Origin of the sequence: Algoriphagus mannitolivorans DSM 15301 (assembly GCF_000429425.1) — a bacterium.
In the GTDB taxonomy this organism is placed as follows: domain Bacteria; phylum Bacteroidota; class Bacteroidia; order Cytophagales; family Cyclobacteriaceae; genus Algoriphagus; species Algoriphagus mannitolivorans.
In genome coordinates this window covers 94,185-112,983 of sequence record NZ_AUBV01000010.1, presented here as the reverse complement: position 1 = coordinate 112,983, position 18,799 = coordinate 94,185, and the positions used below count along the sequence as shown (strand labels likewise).

Annotated in this window: 18 protein-coding genes; 13 read left to right on the top strand and 5 right to left on the bottom strand. The window is 42.8% G+C overall.

The genetic code is table 11. From position 1 onward, the window contains the following. Positions 1–34: 34 nt before the first annotated feature. The 3 genes from G458_RS0112990 to G458_RS20780 all read left to right on the top strand — a co-directional run bounded on the left by G458_RS0112990 (position 35) and on the right by G458_RS20780 (position 2,468). Positions 35–1,135, top strand: coding sequence for a Nif3-like dinuclear metal center hexameric protein (locus G458_RS0112990; protein ID WP_026952278.1), 1,101 nt, complete (start codon positions 35–37; stop codon positions 1,133–1,135). Positions 1,136–1,138: 3 nt separating this feature from the next. Beyond that, entirely contained in the window at positions 1,139–1,909 is a 771-nt protein-coding gene (locus G458_RS0112985; RefSeq protein ID WP_026952277.1) for a zinc ribbon domain-containing protein, read from the top strand. Between the two features lie 118 nt (positions 1,910–2,027). After that, a complete protein-coding gene (locus G458_RS20780) occupies positions 2,028–2,468 on the top strand; it encodes a hypothetical protein (protein ID WP_051287271.1) in 441 nt (146 codons plus the stop codon). On the opposite strand, the gene G458_RS0112975 is transcribed toward G458_RS20780, so the two are convergent. Further along, a complete protein-coding gene (locus tag G458_RS0112975; protein ID WP_026952276.1) occupies positions 2,428–3,057 on the bottom strand; it encodes a histidine phosphatase family protein in 630 nt (209 codons plus the stop codon). The two genes, G458_RS20780 and G458_RS0112975, sit on opposite strands and share 41 nt — an antisense overlap. 53 nt (positions 3,058–3,110) lie before the next feature. Here G458_RS0112975 and G458_RS0112970 point away from each other — a divergent pair, with 53 nt between their 5' ends. The 3 genes from G458_RS0112970 to menD are packed head-to-tail and all read left to right on the top strand — an operon-like array spanning position 3,111 to position 6,429. Next, a complete protein-coding gene (locus G458_RS0112970; RefSeq protein WP_026952275.1) occupies positions 3,111–3,533 on the top strand; it encodes a hotdog fold thioesterase in 423 nt (140 codons plus the stop codon). After that, entirely contained in the window at positions 3,530–4,747 is a 1,218-nt protein-coding gene (locus G458_RS0112965) for a chorismate-binding protein (protein WP_035468212.1), read from the top strand. Before G458_RS0112970 ends, G458_RS0112965 begins: the two co-directional genes overlap by 4 nt. After that, positions 4,744–6,429, top strand: a complete 1,686-nt coding sequence (gene menD, locus G458_RS0112960) for a 2-succinyl-5-enolpyruvyl-6-hydroxy-3-cyclohexene-1-carboxylic-acid synthase (RefSeq protein WP_026952273.1) — start codon at positions 4,744–4,746, stop codon at positions 6,427–6,429. Before G458_RS0112965 ends, menD begins: the two co-directional genes overlap by 4 nt. A 17-nt stretch (positions 6,430–6,446) precedes the next feature. On the opposite strand, the gene G458_RS21470 is transcribed toward menD, so the two are convergent. Both G458_RS21470 and G458_RS0112950 read right to left on the bottom strand, forming a co-directional pair. Continuing rightward, positions 6,447–7,235: a helix-turn-helix domain-containing protein gene (locus G458_RS21470; RefSeq protein ID WP_157359787.1), complete on the bottom strand. Its 789-nt coding sequence runs from the start codon at positions 7,233–7,235 to the stop codon at positions 6,447–6,449. Positions 7,236–7,635: 400 nt separating this feature from the next. Next, a complete protein-coding gene (locus G458_RS0112950; RefSeq protein WP_026952272.1) occupies positions 7,636–8,502 on the bottom strand; it encodes a LysR family transcriptional regulator in 867 nt (288 codons plus the stop codon). A gap of 125 nt (positions 8,503–8,627) precedes the next feature. Between G458_RS0112950 and hutH the strand changes: the two genes are divergently transcribed. The 4 genes from hutH to hutG all read left to right on the top strand — a co-directional run bounded on the left by hutH (position 8,628) and on the right by hutG (position 14,689). Next, positions 8,628–10,193, top strand: coding sequence for a histidine ammonia-lyase (gene hutH, locus G458_RS0112945; RefSeq protein WP_026952271.1), 1,566 nt, complete (start codon positions 8,628–8,630; stop codon positions 10,191–10,193). Positions 10,194–10,273: 80 nt separating this feature from the next. Beyond that, positions 10,274–11,518: an imidazolonepropionase gene (gene hutI, locus G458_RS0112940; RefSeq protein ID WP_026952270.1), complete on the top strand. Its 1,245-nt coding sequence runs from the start codon at positions 10,274–10,276 to the stop codon at positions 11,516–11,518. Positions 11,519–11,648: 130 nt separating this feature from the next. Then, positions 11,649–13,649: a urocanate hydratase gene (locus tag G458_RS0112935; RefSeq protein WP_026952269.1), complete on the top strand. Its 2,001-nt coding sequence runs from the start codon at positions 11,649–11,651 to the stop codon at positions 13,647–13,649. Positions 13,650–13,729: 80 nt separating this feature from the next. Next, positions 13,730–14,689, top strand: a complete 960-nt coding sequence (gene hutG, locus G458_RS0112930) for a formimidoylglutamase (protein WP_026952268.1) — start codon at positions 13,730–13,732, stop codon at positions 14,687–14,689. Between the two features lie 225 nt (positions 14,690–14,914). Here hutG and G458_RS0112925 read toward each other — a convergent pair whose 3' ends face one another. After that, a complete protein-coding gene (locus G458_RS0112925) occupies positions 14,915–15,748 on the bottom strand; it encodes a 1,4-dihydroxy-2-naphthoyl-CoA synthase (protein ID WP_035468228.1) in 834 nt (277 codons plus the stop codon). Positions 15,749–15,848: 100 nt separating this feature from the next. Here G458_RS0112925 and G458_RS20770 point away from each other — a divergent pair, with 100 nt between their 5' ends. Continuing rightward, positions 15,849–16,913, top strand: a complete 1,065-nt coding sequence (locus G458_RS20770; RefSeq protein WP_051287268.1) for an AMP-binding protein — start codon at positions 15,849–15,851, stop codon at positions 16,911–16,913. Next, complete coding sequence (locus G458_RS0112915) at positions 16,910–17,332, top strand: DUF2141 domain-containing protein (protein WP_026952266.1); 423 nt, start codon at positions 16,910–16,912, stop codon at positions 17,330–17,332. Before G458_RS20770 ends, G458_RS0112915 begins: the two co-directional genes overlap by 4 nt. Here G458_RS0112915 and G458_RS0112910 read toward each other — a convergent pair. After that, positions 17,329–17,940 (bottom strand): 2OG-Fe(II) oxygenase, encoded by a 612-nt coding sequence (locus tag G458_RS0112910; RefSeq protein WP_026952265.1) that lies wholly within the window; start codon positions 17,938–17,940, stop codon positions 17,329–17,331. The genes G458_RS0112915 and G458_RS0112910 overlap by 4 nt on opposite strands. A 72-nt stretch (positions 17,941–18,012) precedes the next feature. On the opposite strand from G458_RS0112910, the gene G458_RS0112905 reads away from it, so the two are divergent. Next, positions 18,013–18,774, top strand: a complete 762-nt coding sequence (locus tag G458_RS0112905) for a hypothetical protein (protein WP_026952264.1) — start codon at positions 18,013–18,015, stop codon at positions 18,772–18,774. The last annotated feature ends 25 nt before the right edge of the window (positions 18,775–18,799 follow it).

The window sequence follows — 18,799 nt, the reverse complement described above, 5'->3', positions numbered from 1 at the left end:
AGAATTGCTATTTTTGACCAAAGAAAAGAAAAATATGGGACAACGAATTCAGGACATAATTTCATTCTTAGAGGGTATTGCACCTCCGGCGTATCAGGAGAGCTATGACAATGCCACCTTGATCTGTGGGGATCGCAATGCAGAACTCACAGGTGTGCTTTGCACTTTGGATTGCACAGAAGCAGTCGTAGAAGAAGCAATTTCTTTGGGAGCCAATCTGGTCGTTGCCCACCACCCCATCGTCTTCAAAGGCCTCAAAAGCCTGACTGGAAAAAATTATGTAGAAAGAACTGTCATCAAGGCTATTAAACATGACATCGCCATTTATGCGATTCATACCAATTTGGATCATGTCGCTAATGGAGTGAATAAGAGAATCTCCGACAGACTGGGATTGATTAACACTAAAATCCTTCAGCCTAAAAAAGACTTGTTGAATAAATTGGTGTTTTTTGTCCCCTTGCCAGAAAAGGATCGAGTTCTGGAGGCTGTATTTGCAGCCGGTGCCGGTCAGATTGGGGAATACAAGGATTGTTCATTCCAACTCGAAGGAACAGGCACGTTTACTCCTTCTGACAATGCCAATCCATTTTCAGGGCAAAAAGGAGTTCCTTCCCAAGAAAAAGAAGTAAGAATCGAGGTCATTTTGCCTTCCCATCTCAAGTCGAGGATAATTTCCGCCATGAAAAAATCTCATCCCTATGAAGAAGTGGCCTATTACCTCTCTCCTTTGGAAAATGAAAATCAGGAAGTAGGCGCAGGAATGGTCGGGGAATTATTGGAACCGATGAATGAGGCGAACTTTTTGGATTATTTGAAGGAAAAAATGAATCTTAAGTTTTTGAAGCACACGGCTTTAAAAGGCAAAAAGATAAAAAAAGTTGCCTTGTGCGGAGGAGCAGGAATTTTCCTTTTAGGAGATGCCAAAAGAGCCGGAGCTGATATTTTTATCACAGCAGACGTCAAATACCATGAGTTTTTTGATGCCGACGGGCAGCTGATTCTTTGTGATATTGGTCATTATGAGAGCGAAATTTTTACAAAAGATTTACTCTCTGAACTATTGTCACAAAATTTTCCTAATATTGCACTCTATTTGACAAAAGTAGTTACTAATCCCACATCCTACCGATAGTACATGGAAAGTACAGTAGCACAAAAACTCGACGCTATCTACAACCTTCAACTCATAGATTCTAGACTAGATTCCATTTTGAAAGTCCGAGGAGCTCTTCCTGAAGAGGTCCAAGACTTGGAAGATGAGATAGCCGGCTACGAAACCAGACTTGAGAAGTTCCAAAATGATATCGCAAGCTTCGAAGAAGACATCAAGCGATTCAAGGAAAACATCAAAGAATCTGAAAAACTGATCAAGAAGTATCAAGAGCAGCAGATGAACGTACGAAACAATCGTGAGTACGATGCCATCACTAAAGAGCTTGAGCTTCAAGACCTTGAAATTCAGGTTTCCAAGAAGAAAATTGCTGAAGCTGGAGTGAAAATCGACCAGAAAAAAGCAGATCTCGAGGAGCTGGAAAATGTAATGAAGGACCGCCAAAAAGATCTTGACGTTAAGAAGAACGAATTGGACACCATCGTTGCAGAAAGCGAAGCTGAAGAGAGCAAACTAATGGCTGATCGCGAGAAAGCCGGTAAGAAAATCGAAGAGAGACTTATTAAGTCTTACACCAAGATTAGGGCAAATGCCAAAAACGGTCTAGCCGTAGTCATGGTAAAAAGAGGTGCTTGCGGAGGATGTTTCAATACTGTTCCGCCACAAAGACAAGCTGATATCCGTGAAAAGAAAAAGCTGATCGTTTGTGAGCACTGTGGAAGAATTTTGGCGGGTGTAGAAGATGAAGTGGAAGACGAAACCACCAAAACCAAAAAAAGAACTTCTAAAGCTTAAGCAGCTTTAACCTTATAGAAATCCTCAAAGCAGCCCTTTGAGGATTTTTTTTGCCCCTTTGGATTTTTTCCCCCAACAAACTTGATTTTCCGCGAGTTAAATAACTATATTAAAAGCTATGAAAAAGCTATTGCTCATTTTCACTTTGATTATTTGCTCTAATTCAGGATTTGCAAAAGATCCTGAATCCAAGACTTTTTTGGCGCTTTTCAAACCAAAGGAACTGAAGGAATTAAAAACTAGCCTGAAACAGATTGAGAGTCAATTTTCTGGATTTTTCAAAACCAAAACCTATGCAGGAAATTCGGAGTTTGCGCTCCTCATCGAAATTCCATCCTGTGATTTTGATGAATGCTTTCTGGGTGAATTTCTGGTTGATTTAGAAGGAGGTAAAAAAATTCAACTTCAGAACATTGCCTTTCGAGTATTTGATCTCACCGAAAACAAGGAACTTCATCAAGCCTACGTTGCCATGTATGAAGACAGCCTTTCCAAAAAGAAAAAAGACTCCAAAACAGCTAGACAGCCCTCAGGGTCTTTAGGTGGTCCTGGTCATTGAAGTTTTTGACCACAAAAGTACCGTCCGTTAATTGCTCCAAAACATACAAACACAAGTTGTGGTGCTCAAACTGATCCATGTACCGTAAATCATAATTCAGGATCAAACTCAGGAAAATCCGCATGGCTCGACCATGCATACAAACTAATATCGTTTCGCCTGGTCCTGAGACAATTTTTTCGATTCCAATCCGCATTCGGGTTGCTACAGTATTTGGACTCTCCCCTCCTGCAATGGCGTAATCCAAATTCCCTTGCTGCCATTGATGCAGCATATGTCGGTAATATTCCCCTTCCTCAGGAGTCATGGGAGTTCCTTCATAATCACCCCAGGAAATTTCATTCAATTCCGGCAAAGCTATCGTTGGAATTCCCAAATCAATGAATTGCTGAATAGACTGTTTGGTACGAATCAAAGCTGTATGATAAAGCTGATCAAAAGGCACTTCTTTGTAGGCGTTAAAAAAAGCAGAAGCCTGAGCGAGTCCAGTCTTATTGATTGGAGCATCTATCCCGCTGCCTTGTACTACTCCTTGGAGATTAAAGTCAGTCTGACCATGTCTCACTAGGTAAATTTTTTTTCGATTCAAGTTTCTTTATTTTTGTCCGGAGCCCAAATAAACTTCATTTAGCCCATATTTTAATGGTTTTTCTAAGTATTCCTTCCCTCGAATTTCTGAACTCCATGAACCGAAACACCTTGGTCGAGCACCTCGGGATTGAGTTCACTAAAATCGGAGAGGATTTTATGGAAGCAACAATGCCAGTGGACTCCAGAACCATACAACCCTATGGCTTGTTACATGGAGGAGCCAGCGTAGTTTTGGCAGAAACTTTAGGCAGTATTGCCAGTTCTTTAACTATAGACACCAAAAAACAAATTTGTGTAGGCTTAGAAATCAACGCCAATCATATCAAATCAGTCCGAGAAGGAAAAGTGACCGGCGTTGTCAAACCAGTACATGTGGGCAAATCCACTCAAGTCTGGGAAATAAAAATTCATACAGAAAGCGGCCAACTCTGCTGCATTAGCAGGTTAACCATGGCAATTTTGGACAAAAAATGAATCTCACAGAATCCCTGCATCTCACTCATCAAGCTGAAGTCTTGGACATCCTTTTCCAAAAAGGTCTGGAATCCGGAGGTTCATTTGCAATCTGGAGGAAACCCAAGTCCAATAAGCTGGAATTCATTCAGGATGAATGCGACGAGCCTAAGCGTGTTTCCCTGCAGCTTGAGGAGCTTCCGGCGGGATTTGTCCTCCACCCCTTCGCAGATCAGGAAGACAAAAAAGCTTTCTTCATTGAAGCCAACCGCTATTTCTCATTTTTTTTAGATCAAAAATTAGAAACCGAAGATCTTCCTCTTTGGATACAAAAAGAACTCTCCAAAAAAAGTCAAGGCCGTAAAAAAGACATTTTTACCCTACTTCAAAAAAGCACCAAATCCAGTTCCTCCCTAAAGTCCGAAGGAAGTCAAAAAGACCAATTTCTTGCCTTGGTAGAAAAAGGAATTCAAGCCATTCAGAAAGGTAAGCTAGAGAAGATTGTTCCTGCCCGGACCAAAGTCATTGACTTACAGGAGGACTTTGATCTGAGTAAAACCTACCTGAATCTGCTTTCCACTTACCCCAACTCTTTTATCAACTTCTTCCATATTCCTCAAGTCGGAACTTGGATTGGTGCATCGCCAGAGGTTTTGATCGAGACCAAAGGGGATTATTTTTACACCATGTCTCTTGCGGGTACCCAACAAGCCAAAGGTGACAACCCTCTGAAATCTACAGCATGGACGCAAAAAGAAATTGAAGAGCAAGCCCTGGTAAGCCGATATATTGTGGATTGCTTTAAGAAAATCCGCCTGCGAGAGTATGAGGAACACGGTCCCAAAACCGTTTTGGCTGGGAACCTGCTTCACCTTCGCTCAGACTTTAAAGTGGACATGAAGGCCACCAATTTCCCTCAGTTGGGATCTGTGATGGTGGATTTGCTCCATCCTACCTCAGCAGTATGTGGAATGCCCCGAAAAGAAGCTCATGACTTTCTTCAGGAAAATGAAAAATTCGACCGCTCCTTCTTTGCAGGTTTTTTGGGTCCTGTGAATGTTGAGTCCGAAACCTCCATTTATGTCAATTTGAGAACTGCACAGCTTTTGGAAAATCAGGCGATTCTTTATGCTGGAGCGGGAGTGACAGAAGACTCCGATCCAGTTTTAGAATGGGATGAAACAGAGCTCAAATGCGAAATCATCGGTAAGTTTATCCAAAGTCCAAAACCTTGATCATCCAGCCTATCCTCGACTTAGTGGCCACTTGTGCCCATAAAGGAATAGAACATGCCATTCTTTCCCCGGGGTCTCGTTGCGCTCCTTTGACTTTGGCTTTTGCCAGACACCCGGAAATCCATGCCAGAACCATCCCTGACGAGCGCTCTGCTGCCTTCATTGCATTAGGCATGGCTCAGCAACTGCAGCATCCGGTAGTCCTCGTTTGTACTTCAGGATCAGCAGCGCTAAACTACTTTCCTGCCATTGCCGAAGCCTATTTTCAACAAGTGCCATTTGTGATTTTAACTGCAGATAGGCCGCCAGAATGGATTGATCAATGGGATGGACAAACGATCTATCAGGAAGAGGTTTTTGGAAAACATGTCAAAAAATCTTTTCAATTCCCCGACTCATTTGAGCAAAAGGACCAGCAATGGCATGGTCGAAGAATTATCAATGAGGCAATCAATCTAAGCAAATCTTACCCAGCAGGTCCAGTACATATCAATATTCCCCTTCGGGAGCCTTTCTATCCAGAGGCAAATGAGCAGTTTGTTTTTCAGGAACCCAATCATGACTTTGCGATATTCCCAGCCCAAAAACATTTGAGCGAGGAAAGTCTAAAGCAAATCCAAAACCGGCTAAAAGATGTTCATCGGCTACTGATTGTACCTGGGCAACAGCGCCCCAATTCAGGCATCCAAACCATTTTGGATACTCTAGCCTCTGAAAAAAATGTCGTTATCGTCTCTGACACCATCTCCAATCTTCAAGGCCCAAAATCAATCCACCTTCATGATCATTTTGTAGGGATTGATTCACTTCAGGAAAACCTAAAACCTGACCTAGTCATCACCTTTGGAAAATCCATTATCTCCAAGTCTCTGAAGCTTTTTCTTAGAAATGCTGAATGCTCCCACTGGCATATTCAAGAAGATGGGAACGCTAAGGACACCTATCAAAGTTTGACTCGGGTATTAAGCTGCAATCCCACTTCCTTTTTGAATTGGCTAAGTCAAAATCTTTCCGGACAAAACCCGGAATACTTCAATATTTGGCATAATCTACAGAATCGGGTGGCAGAAAGTCTTCCTTCCGCCCTTGCGGATGCAGAATTCGGAGAATATCCTGCATTGAATCAGGTGCTTCGGAAAATTCCCACTGCCTCCAAGCTTCATCTGGCCAACTCCATGGCAGTTCGCTATGTAAACTTTCTCGGAAAAAGAGATCAGGAAATCATCTGCAATCGGGGAACGAGCGGGATTGACGGAAGCAATAGTACGGCTGTTGGCTGTACTTTTACCACCAAAGTGCCGGTTACCCTGATCACGGGAGACATGGCTTTCTTCTACGATAGGAATGCCTTTTGGCACAATTACTCTATGCCAAATCTTCGGATTGTAATCCTAAATAACCACGCCGGAGGAATTTTCCGCCTGATTGATGGGCCAGCCAAGCAACCTGAATTGGAAGAATATTTTGAAACCCAGCAAAAACTCAATGCTTATCACTTAGCGCAGGAGTTTGGATTTGAATACGTTTTGGTGAAAAATGAACAGGAACTTCAGCACAGTTTGGAGTCTTTTTACGCTCCAAGCCTAAAGCCCAAGATATTGGAGATAGAAACTTCCAGTGCAAAAAATGCTGAAATCCTCAAGGGAGTAAAGGCGAAAATTCAAAAAGCCCTAGCAGACTGATTTCTTTAAGACTTTTCTTAAATGGCCAGCATACTATCGGGAGAAGTTCTCCCGATAGCTTGCGCCAAATAAATCATCAATCCAATCTGCCCGATTTCTGCCAAAGTCAGCGGAATTAATGCCAGAATAGCCCCAAACCCCGAAAAAAGGAATATTCCTGCAATTAAAGTCAGGACTCCAATGATCATGGGGATCGAAGTAAATTGCTTTTTATAGCCAATAAACCCCATGCCCAAAATGGCATAGAAGAAGCCAAAAGAGCTGATTTTTACCCAAAAGAAATCCTTAAACTCCAAAAAATCAGTCTGCAAAGCGGTCAGGTCTACCAAAAACCAAATCACATTAGCCCCTATCATAAGCCAAACCCCGATTTTCAGGATGGAATTGGAGTAAAACTGTTCCAGTCTGATCCAGCCCAACATAAAAAGGATGTAGCCCAAGTAGCTTCCGACTTTTATCAGAGAAAAAGCATTTCTGCTGACAGATTCATTTCCTGAGAGATATTCCTCCTCAATTCCAATTTCAAAAAAGGATAAGAAGAAATATACCAGCCCAGCTCCAATGGCTGCGTAGATGAAACCTGGAGTCTTTGGCTTTTCTTGAGAAATACCGAGATCATTCGAATCTTGAAAGTCCAAGGCCTCGAACAAAGCCTTTACGGTATAACTTCTCGGGGTAACTTCCCCGGCTTCAATTCGCTGAATGGTGCGAACATTCAGATTGCATTTTTCGACCAGCTCCTCCTGAGTTAGTCCTTTTGCTTTTCTCAATTCAGAGATTTTCCTGCCTAATTCCGGTTGTTTCATTTGAAATAGTGGGTTTGATTTTACCATGGCAAGTTCAGAGAATGAGATTGGAAACAGGGCGAAAATCAGGCGGAATTGACCCGACATTTGCCCGACATATGTTAAAATGGAGTTTTTTCAAATAAAACAAAAGGATAAACCAGTGCTGAAAGGATCGAAGATGCGAAAACTATCTCTTGTGTTTTTGCTCCTTGCCGTTTGCTTATTGGTTTTTGGTTATTGGGAAATCGTTACTAGTTATTGGTTATTGGTTATTGGAAATTGGTAGAAGCCTTTTGCAGTTTTTCTTTTGCCCTTTCCTTATTGTTTTTTTGGTTATTGGAAAATGGTTAAAGCCTTTTGCAATTTGCCCTTTGCTACTTGCCAATTGCCCTTTGCCCCTTGCAAATTGCCGCTCACCTCACACCAAAGAAATCACCCGGCTTAAAGTTGGATTCCGGTTTTTTGGCTTCCAAATCACCGACAACTCAGTAAACTGAGGAATTCCCGGAATTTCCATAAATCTCACCTTAAGATCATACCCTTCTTTCAAGGAAGTAGGGACAATGGCCACACCCAAGCCATTTTCTACTAATCGAAAAATGGTTAGAGCATGTACAGATTTATGTCTGATATTTGGGATAAAACCAGCATCCCTACAGATCCCCATGATCTGATCATAATAGTAATTGGAGTAATCCGAGGAGAAAAGAATAAAAGATTCATCCTGAAATTGGCTTACCGAATGAAAATCAGCTAGCTGAACAGGATGATTTTCAGGAACTACCAGGGAAAAACTATCCCTGAAAACAGGTCTCATTTCCAAATCCTCCGGTACTGATGCCAATCGGACAAAACCCAGATCCAACTTGTCTTTCTGAATCATTTCCACCTGGATACTATTGCTTAATTCCTCCAAACTAGTGGAAATCAAGGGGTAGTTGTCATTGAGTTTTTTGAGTAGTTCTGGCAAAACGCGGTTGGAAGCAGACCCTAGGAAGCCAATCCTCAACTCTCCCACTTTGCCTGAAGCAATGGCTTTGAGTTGGTTTTTAGTCGATTCGATATGGTTTAGTAGGAAATCTACTTCTCCTTTGAAAAACACCCCGGTTGGAGTAAGCTCCACTCCTGTTTGATCCCTCTCCAATAATTGTACACCCAATTCATCTTCCAAGGATTTGATCTGCCTGCTCAAGCCAGGCTGAGATATGAATAAGCGAGAGGCAGCTTTTCGGTAGTTTAATTCCTCAGCCACAGCTTGAAAATACAGGAGATGTCTTAATTCCATTGATGCTTATAAGTTATCAATTAATGACAATAATAGTATCAATAAGCATCAACTCAAAGCCTTAACTTTGAATAGAAATCAAAACTGAAGCTTAATACCTTTTGCTTCAGAGTCCCAAAAGCACCATGAAAACATTTCATTACGGTCAAGATAATCTTACTTCCTCTTTGGCCTTGAAGCTTGCCAAAAAAGAAATTAAAGGAATCCTCAGTGAGGACACACTCCGTGCAATTCAAAAATCAGCGGAGGCTGTTGAAAAAATCGCCCAAGGTGATCGGATAGTTTATGGAATTAACACAGGCTTCGGCCCGCTTTGTACTTCCAAAATTTCAGCTGCAGATACCCGAACCTTGCAGGAAAACCTACTAAAAAGCCATGCGGTCGGAGTCGGAGAACCTGTGGACATTGAAATCTCAAAATTGATGATGATTCTAAAAATCCATGCTTTGGCTCAGGGATTTTCAGGAATACGCCTAGAAACTGTGGAGCGAATTCTTTGGATGTTGGAAAAGGACATCATTCCGGTGGTCCCAATCCAAGGCTCTGTGGGTGCATCTGGAGATCTGGCGCCCCTTTCCCACCTATTCTTACCCTTGATCGGTATGGGCAAGGTTCATTTCGAAGGCAAGATCCAGAAAACAGAAGCCGTTTTAGCTCAATTTGATAAAAAGCCCCTACATCTTGGCCCGAAAGAAGGATTGGCACTAATCAACGGCACACAGTTTATGGCGGCACATGGGGTAAAAGTAGTCGAACGGCTTCATAATCTTTTGACACACGCCAGCATCACCGGTGCCATGATGATTGAAGGTTTGATGGGATCAATAAAACCCTTTTCTGCCGAACTACACCAATTGAGACCTTACCCAGGCAATCAGCATGTGGCGCAGACTATCTTGAATTTACTCCACGAATCTGAAATAGTGGCTTCCCATATCAATTGTGCCAGAGTACAGGATCCTTATTCCTTACGCTGCATGCCGCAAGTTCATGGCGCAAGCTGGAACGCATTCCTACATATCAAAAACATCCTGGAAACTGAGATCAACTCAGTGACAGACAATCCGGTTGTTTTTGACGAGAATAACACCATTTCAGGAGGACATTTTCATGGACAACCCATAGCTCTACCTCTGGATTATGCAACCTTGGCAGCCTCTGAAATTGGCAATATTGCTGACCGAAGAATCTACCTTTCTATAGAAGGAGATACTCCTGGTGTTCCCAAGCTTTTGCTGAAAGAAACAGGACTCAATTCTGGGCTGATGATTCCCCAATACACCACCGCGGCATTAGCTTCTGAAAATAAAGGGCTGTGCTTTCCTGCCTCTGCTGATTCCATTCCAACTTCCCTCGGACAAGAAGACCATGTCAGTATGGGTAGTATTGGCGCAAGAAAAGCTCTTCGGGTTATTGAAAATGTGGAAAAAATCCTTGGCATTGAATTGTTCTATGCCGCTCAGGCCATGGACTACCATGCACCTCTCAAGTCGGGAAAAATCATGTCTGCCATTTATGGCAAAGTGCGAGAATTGATTCAACCTGTCGTTTCCGACAGAATCCTGTATGAAGATATGGAAACTGCTATTGAACTGCTTAGAAGTGGAGATTTGGTGAAATTGGCAAAAAAGGCAGCACTTCAAGAGGGATTGGATTTCGAAACCGAATGGAGTGAACTGTTTGAATATTAAATACTCCCGCTGATTTGCCCAGAAAAAGTCGGAGATCTGCGGAGATATATTAAAATTCAACGAAATCAGCTGGAAATACTATGAAAAAACTAATCGGACCGATTACCCAAGCATTGACAATGGATAAGCTCTCGCCCAAAGGAGCCTTGAAAGACGAGCAATTGGAGGTTATTCAGGAGGCTGGAATCCTTATGGAAGATGGCAAAATCCTTCATGTCGGAAAGTGGCAAGAGCTTCGTCAAGACTTTCCCCAAGCTGAAATTCTTGAATTAAAGGGTGATTTTGTAGTGCTTCCAGGATTGGTGGACTGCCATACCCATATCTGTTTTGGAGGAAGTAGAGCGAGGGATTTTGCCATGCGGAATGCAGGCAAATCCTACCTGGAAATTGCGGAAGCAGGAGGCGGCATTTGGGACACAGTGACGCAAACTCGAAAACTTTCTGTAGAAGATCTGGCCCAAAGAACAGCCAAAAATGCAAACAGACATTTGTCCCAAGGAGTCACCACCATTGAAGTCAAAAGCGGTTATGGACTTTCGGTCCAAGAAGAATTAAAAATGCTCCGAGCCATCATGGAGGCAGGAAAGCAGACTTCAGCTGAATTAATTCCAACCTGTCTGGCAGCACATATGAAACCTAGAGATTTTGAGGGAACGCCGGTTGAATACCTGAATTGGATTGCTCAAAACCTCTTTCCCCTGTTGAAGTCTGAGGGACTTTGCCAAAGAATCGATGCCTTTGTTGAGAAAAGTGCTTTTTCTCCAGCCGAGATCACACCTTACTTGCAGAAAGCAAAGGAAATGGGTTTTGATCTTACGGTACATGCCGATCAATTTTCTGTGGGAGGATCTCGGGTAGCTATCGAGCAGGAAGCTTTATCAGCCGACCATTTAGAGGCTTCAGGAAATCAAGAAATCGAGCTTTTGGCCCATTCAAACACCATAGCTGTCGCTTTGCCAGGGGCAAGTTTGGGTTTGGGTTGCGGATTTACTCCGGCAAGAAAAATTCTAGACCAAGGAGGAAGTCTGGCCATTGCTTCTGACTGGAATCCTGGTTCGGCTCCAATGGGAGATCTATTAACCCAAGCTTCGATTTTAGCCACCTTTGAAAAACTGAGTACTGCTGAGGTCTTCTCCGGGCTTACATTCAGAGCTGCGGCTGCTTTGGGGCTGAGAGATCGGGGAAAACTTATCCCTGGTTCTTTGGCTGATTTTATCGCTTTTCCTGCATCAGATTTCCGGGAGATTCTATATCACCAAGGAAATTTGAAACCCAGCCTGGTATGGAAGTCAGGAAATCTGGTAGTAGGAGAATTAGGAAGTTAAAATTCGAATTGTAGCCCAAAGATCTCCAAGAATCCTTGTGGCTAATTCATTAATAAAGTCAAAAGCCTTAGAACTCCGAGTAGAGGAGCATTTAATCCTCACAAATCGTTAATCAAAACTCGAAAACCAAATGTCTTTTAAACATCAAATCATCCAGGGAATCCCCGCGATTCTTCCTCCTAAGAAAACCAGAAATCCGAAAATTTCCCATGCTCCCAAGAGAAAGGATATTTTATCCCAGGAAGAGAAAAAACTAGCGCTAAGGAATGCGCTTCGATACTTTCCAAAAGACTGGCACGAAGAACTGGCTCATGAATTTTTAGAAGAGCTAAGAGAGTTTGGCAGAATTTACATGTACCGGTTTATGCCCGATTATCCGATGTATGCTCGGCCTATTTCGGAATACCCTGCCAATACTCCTCAGGCTGCAGCTATCATGCTGATGATTCAGAACAATCTCGATCCAGCTGTGGCCCAGCATCCTGAAGAACTGATAACTTATGGAGGAAATGGAGCTGTTTTTCAGAATTGGGCTCAATACCTCCTGACCATGAAATACCTCTCGGAAATGACCGAGGAGCAAACCTTGCACATGTATTCCGGACATCCAATGGGCCTGTTTCCTTCTTTCAAAGAAGCCCCAAGAGTAATTGTCACCAACGGCATGATGATTCCCAATTATTCAAAGCCCGATGATTGGGAGAAGTTTAATGCCTTGGGAGTCACCCAATACGGACAGATGACCGCTGGTTCTTATATGTACATTGGCCCTCAGGGGATCGTCCACGGAACGACGATCACGGTCATGAATGCTTTTCGGAAAAAACTTCAAGCCGGCCAAAGCCCAAAGGGGAAGATCTTCCTGACCGCTGGTCTAGGTGGAATGAGTGGGGCACAGCCAAAGGCTGGAAATATCGCAGGTTGCATTACCATTTGTGCAGAAGTCAACCCAGACGCTGCCAACAAACGGCATCAGCAAGGATGGGTGGATGAGTTGATTGAGGACATGGATCAATTAGTTCAGCGGGCAAAACTTGCCAAAGAAAAAGAAGAAGTGGTATCTATAGCCTATCTGGGAAATGTAGTGGACATCTGGGAAAGATTTGACCAAGAAGGCATATTCATAGAATTGGGATCCGATCAAACCTCCCTTCACAATCCTTGGGCAGGAGGTTATTATCCAGTGGGCTTGTCTTTTGAGGAATCTAATTCCATGATGGCTGAGAATCCGGATTTATTTATAGAAAAAGTCCAGGAATCCTTAAGAAGACATGCGGCAGCCATCAACCGACATACCGAAAAAGGAACCTACTTTTTTGATTATGGAAATGCCTTCCTTTTAGAAGCTTCCAGAGCAGGAGCTGAAGTAATGGCTGAAAATGGCATCGACTTCAAATACCCAAGTTATGTACAGGATATCTTGGGGCCCATGTGTTTCGATTATGGGTTTGGACCTTTTCGCTGGGTATGTACCTCAGGAAATGCTGAGGACCTCCGGAAAACAGACCAAATTGCTGCTCAAGTCTTACGAAAAATAATGGAATCAGCCCCCGCTGCCATTTCCCAGCAGATGCAGGATAACATAACCTGGATCGAAGAAGCCGAAAAAAACAGGCTAGTCGTCGGATCACAAGCAAGAATCCTCTATGCAGATTCCGAGGGCCGAGCCAAAATCGCTCAAGCATTCAATCAGGCAATTGCCTCTGGGGAAATTTCAGCCCCGATAGTTTTGGGAAGAGATCACCATGATGTGAGTGGAACCGATTCTCCATTCCGGGAAACGAGCAATATTTACGATGGAAGTAGATTTACTGCAGACATGGCCATTCACAATGTCATCGGAGACAGCTTTAGAGGGGCCACCTGGGTATCCATACACAATGGAGGCGGTGTGGGATGGGGCGAAGTAATCAACGGGGGCTTTGGGATGGTTTTGGATGGAAGCCAAGAAGCAGAAAGGAGATTACAGTCTATGCTTTTCTATGACGTGAACAATGGAATCGCCAGAAGAGCTTGGGCAAGAAATTCGGGTTCCTTGGAAGCCATTCAGCGGGAAATGGATCGATCTCCTGGACTCAAAGTCACACTTCCCCATTTGGTGGACGAGAATATTTTAAAAGGGCTGATTTGACAGCCCTTTTTCATTTCAGATCAGAAATCCGATTCTAGAAAATCTTCCTAGATTCCTTATTTTTAGAAAAAGTCAAACCTATGAACCTCCATCAAAATCCCTCCCCCTCCAATTGGACCGGAAGAAAATCAGCACAAAATGAATATTGGCATCAAGTAGTCCAGACAGTTCTCAATCTAAAATTCAAAGATTCACCGGAGAAAAAAGTGGGGATTTTGGGCTATTCAGGGGAAGAAGGGGTAATCCGAAATCAAGGGCGATTAGGTACTCAGGAAGCTCCTGCAGTCATCCGAAAAATCCTCGGATCGGTAGCTCATCACTTGCCAGAATCAGTGGAAATTATTGACTATGGAGATATTGTGACTTGGGAGCAGGACATGGAATCCTCTCATGCTGAAATATCCAAGGCAGTTACCCAACTTCTTCAAACCCATCATTTTCCTGTTTTACTGGGCGGAGGTCATGATTTAGCCTATGCACATGGAAAAGGCGCTTTAAATTTTGTTCAGGAAAAAGGTGAAAAATTGGGTATTATCAACCTCGACGCACATTTTGATTTACGCCCTTTGGTGAATGGAAAAGGTCACTCAGGTTCTCCCTTTTTCCAATTGTCAGAAGAGTTTGGAAATGATTTTCATTACATGGCCCTTGGAATTCAGCGTGCTGCCAATCCAAAATCACTTTTCGAAACTGCCAAAAAACTCAATGCAAGATTTTTGGTCATGGAGGACTTCCGCCTAAACAATTGGGAATACATTGAGGAGCAAATTATCTGGTTTTTAGATTCAGTCAACAAGATTTACCTCAGTATAGATTTGGATGGATTCTCGGCTGCATTTGCTCCAGGAGTCTCTGCCCCTTCTCCCATGGGTTTTGATCCACAAATTGCTTTTAAGGTTTTTGAATTGATCGCTTCCAGTAAAAAACTGATTTCTCTGGATGTGGTGGAACTCAATCCCAAATTTGACCAGGATGATGAGACTGCCCGACTTGCTGCCAGAAGTGTAGAGTATATTTTGAGGAAAGTGACCGGAAAGTAAGTTTGATGTAAGAATGTCCGATGACCGATGTTGGTTGCCGGTTAAAGACTATTAAATTTTAATAAAAGATCCTCAGGATTATGATTTTGAGAAATTTTTAGAAGTAAAGTCAATGAACAAACCCAAGGTTCGAGCCTATTAGCCTTGACCTTGGGTTCATTAATTTTTGGATATTATTTTATAGCAAAACCTCACATCGGAGACCTAACATCCAATATCAAACATTTATGGTATCCACTTGATATCCTTGAAGTTAGGCTTCCTCTTTTCAAGGAAAGCATTTCTACCTTCTTTAGCTTCTTCGGTCATGTAAGCCAATCGAGTTGCCTCACCCGCAAATACTTGCTGGCCTACCATTCCGTCATCGGTCAGATTCATCGCAAACTTGAGCATTTTAATGGAGGTCGGTGATTTTTCAAGGATTTCCTGAGCCCATTGATAGGCAGTGGCTTCAAGCTCTTCATGAGGAATCACGGCATTCACCATTCCCATTTCAAAAGCTTCCTGGGCGGAGTAATTTCTTCCCAAAAAGAAAATCTCACGGGCTTTTTTCTGGCCAACCATTTTAGCCAAATAGGCCGAACCATAACCACCGTCGAAGCTAGTCACATCCGCATCGGTCTGCTTGAATATCGCATGTTCCTTGCTGGCCAAGGTCAAATCACAAACCACATGCAAGCTATGTCCTCCTCCTACAGCCCAACCAGGAACCACCGCGATCACCACTTTTGGCATAAAGCGGATCAGTCGCTGTACCTCCAGAATATTCAGTCGATGATATCCATCTTCTCCCACATACCCCTGATGTCCTCTGGCCTTTTGATCACCACCTGAGCAAAAAGCCCATTTTCCGTCCTTGGGTGATGGTCCTTCTCCAGAAAGTAAAACAACTCCAATGGAAGTATCTTCTTGAGCATCGTAAAATGCATCGTATAGCTCAGCGGTGGTTTTTGGGCGAAAGGCATTTCGGACTTCGGGTCTGTTAAATGCAATTCTCGCCACCCCGTTACACTTTTTGTAGGTAATATCTTCGTATTCTTTGGCAGTAATCCACTCCATCATTTTCGTTTTGGTTAAAAATCCGATTTTTTTGCAAGATAACAGGCCCAAACGGAATTTTGTTAAGTCTGTAAAATCCTTTCCACTTCTCTCCAAAGCCATGTTTCAACTCCAATTTGAGAATCAGATTTTTAAGTCACGGGCTGATTTCAAGTCAAATGTGGACCATTTACCCCCATTTGTTCAGGAGGCGATTAATTTTTGTACGGAATGGATGGAAGGAAAACATGATTTTAGCCAACAGACTTCCGGCTCCACGGGTACTCCTAAAATCATTTCGATTACACGAGCCCAAATGGAATCCAGCGCCAAGGCAACCCGAGATTTTTTCCAAATCAACTCCAGTGACAAGCTATTATGCTGCTTGAATACTGGTTTTATTGCTGGTAAAATGATGTTGGTGCGAGCCATGATTTGGAATTGCCCGATCAGAATCGTGGCTCCCAGTTCAAATCCTTTGGAGGAATTAAGCGATGAGTTCGACTTTGTGGCTATGGTGCCTCTACAAGTAGAATCCTGCATGCTTTCTTCTCAAAGCCTGTATAAGATCAGAAAAATCAAAAATTTGATCATTGGAGGAGCTCCCATTTCTTCCAAACTTCAGGCTGAAATCCTGAGTAACCGGCTAAATGCATGGCAAACTTATGGCATGACAGAAACTGTTTCTCATATTGCCTTGGCAAAAATAGAACGAGGAGACCTGAGTTATCAAGCGCTTCCAAATGTCAAAATCGGCCAAGATGAGCGTGGTGCTCTTTGGGTTTCCGCAGAGATGAGCAAAAATCAAAAGATCCAAACCAATGATTTGGTGAAGCTCAATTCAGACCACTCTTTCCAATGGCTTGGACGGGCAGACTTTGTGATCAATTCGGGAGGAATTAAGATTTTCCCTGAAATCTTGGAGCAAAGAGCAGAATCAAGCATCAACACTATTTTTCCGGGTTCCCGGTTCTTTTTCTTTGGAGAAAAAGACAATAAACTCGGAGAGAAAGTGGTTTTGATTTTGGAAGCTGAAAAGAATATGGAAAAATCAAACCTGCTCTTGGATCGCTTGAAATCTATCCTAGGTCGATACGAAAGTCCAAAAGAGATTTATTTCTGCCCCGAGTTTTCCAGGACTGAAAATGGGAAAATCAATCGAAAATCAACATTTGAAAGAATATGAGATTTTTAATTTGGGTGGGTTTCCTGTTTTTATCTCACTCGGTTTTTGCACAAACCGCTGACTTAAAAGTACAAATCAACCATGCCAGTTCTGACCAAGGAAAAATCCTAGTGTTGGTTTTCAATTCAGAAAAGGGTTTTCCTGAGTCCATTGATCAAGCTTTTCAAAGACTTGTTCTCGTTCCTAAAAATAAGAAGGTTGAGTTTACACTGGAAAATATCCCTTCGGGAAAATATGCCATCACCGTGCTTCATGATGAGGACAACAACGGAAAAATGAGTACTAGTTTGATGGGCTTTCCGCAGGAAAAGTATGGGTTTTCCAACAATCCCAAAATCTATTTTGGACCGCCCAGTTTTGAAAAAGCAGCCATCCTTCTGGGACGTGAAAACAAGACCGTGCAGATTAACCTGCGCTAGTCGATATTCCTGATCCAACCCGTGATGCTGATTCTTTCTTTTTGGGTGGGAAGAACCTCATGAGGAATCTCCCCACTTAGAAATACTACCAATCTTCCACCCACAGGATAAATATCCTCTACCCTCTCTGTTCCATCTTCTTGGGGAATGTACATTCTCAAAGCGCCTCCATCTTCCTCAGACCAAGACTCATTGAGATATAAGATCACCGTGACCACACGATGCGGAACTTGCTGAAATTGATCTAAATGCCTCTTGTAATAAGATCCAATTGGATATCTCGCAAAATGACCCTCAAAAGACCGAAGTCCCAAAAAACAACGACGGTTTAAAGCTTGCCTAATGGAGTCGACTTTTTCCCAATATTCGCTTTGCAAAAGGCTTAAATTGTCTGCATCCATCCATAGCACCTCATCATTTCGGATTTCGGTTCTGATTTGCTTTTTTTCTCCCACTCCCACCGCTGCTTGCCTGAATTTCCCAGCATTTAACAAATTGGATTGTTCTTCTAAAAGTGCTTGCCGATACTCTTCAGTAATAAACTGATCAATGATAACGTAAGAATTTTGGTAAATCTCAGAGCTGATCTGATCCAGTATTTCTTCCATGACTTGGGCTTTGGCTTGCAAAATAACCACTTAATTGGGCGAAAAACCATACTTTTGCCGAAAGCATCCGAAATGAATTCTTTAAAAAATACTATCACCGGGTTGATCCTGGATTACGACTCCGGAATCGTCCCTCCTCCTTACAGCCATGTTTTTCATCTGGAATTGGATTGGTCCAAAGGAAACCTAGACTGCCAACTCGAATTGCACTACACCGACCGGGAAGATCTGAGTGAAGAAGAAATTCTGGATGAAGGATTTTCACTTCAGGATGACTATAGCTACAAGGGAAGTTTGAATAAAGTTTGGGTCAAGCCTTTGGAAGAACTTTTCCAGAAGACAAAATGGACCAATAAGGATATTGATGAGGGAGGAATCACTATCACGCCAACCGAAAAAGGCAAAGACCTTGGACTGAAAATCCCTTCCAATCAAGAAGAATGGCAACTGATGGCTCAGGACCTGATCCAGGCTATTTATGAAACAGTAAAAAGAGAAGCACCTCTAAAGGTGAATTACCGGAAAGTGGACCATGAAACCACTACCGATTGCAGTCTAACAGTTCACTTCTCCAACCGCGAAGTGGTTTTTGAAAAAAATGGAAAATCCCGCATCATCCATTGGGAATATGCCATCCAGTTGATGAAGATGATTTTTACCCCCGATTACCACTACGAACTGGCCAAAGATGCTCCAGGAACCAAAAGAGGTGAATACATAGACTGTGGAGACGGCTATTGGCATCAGCTTGGAAAAGGGGTAGATAATATTGATCCCAGCTTTGATGCTGTCGGGAAAATCAGACAAGGCTTCGAAGAATTATTGGAAGACTAAATCCTTTATTTGCATAGAGACACCT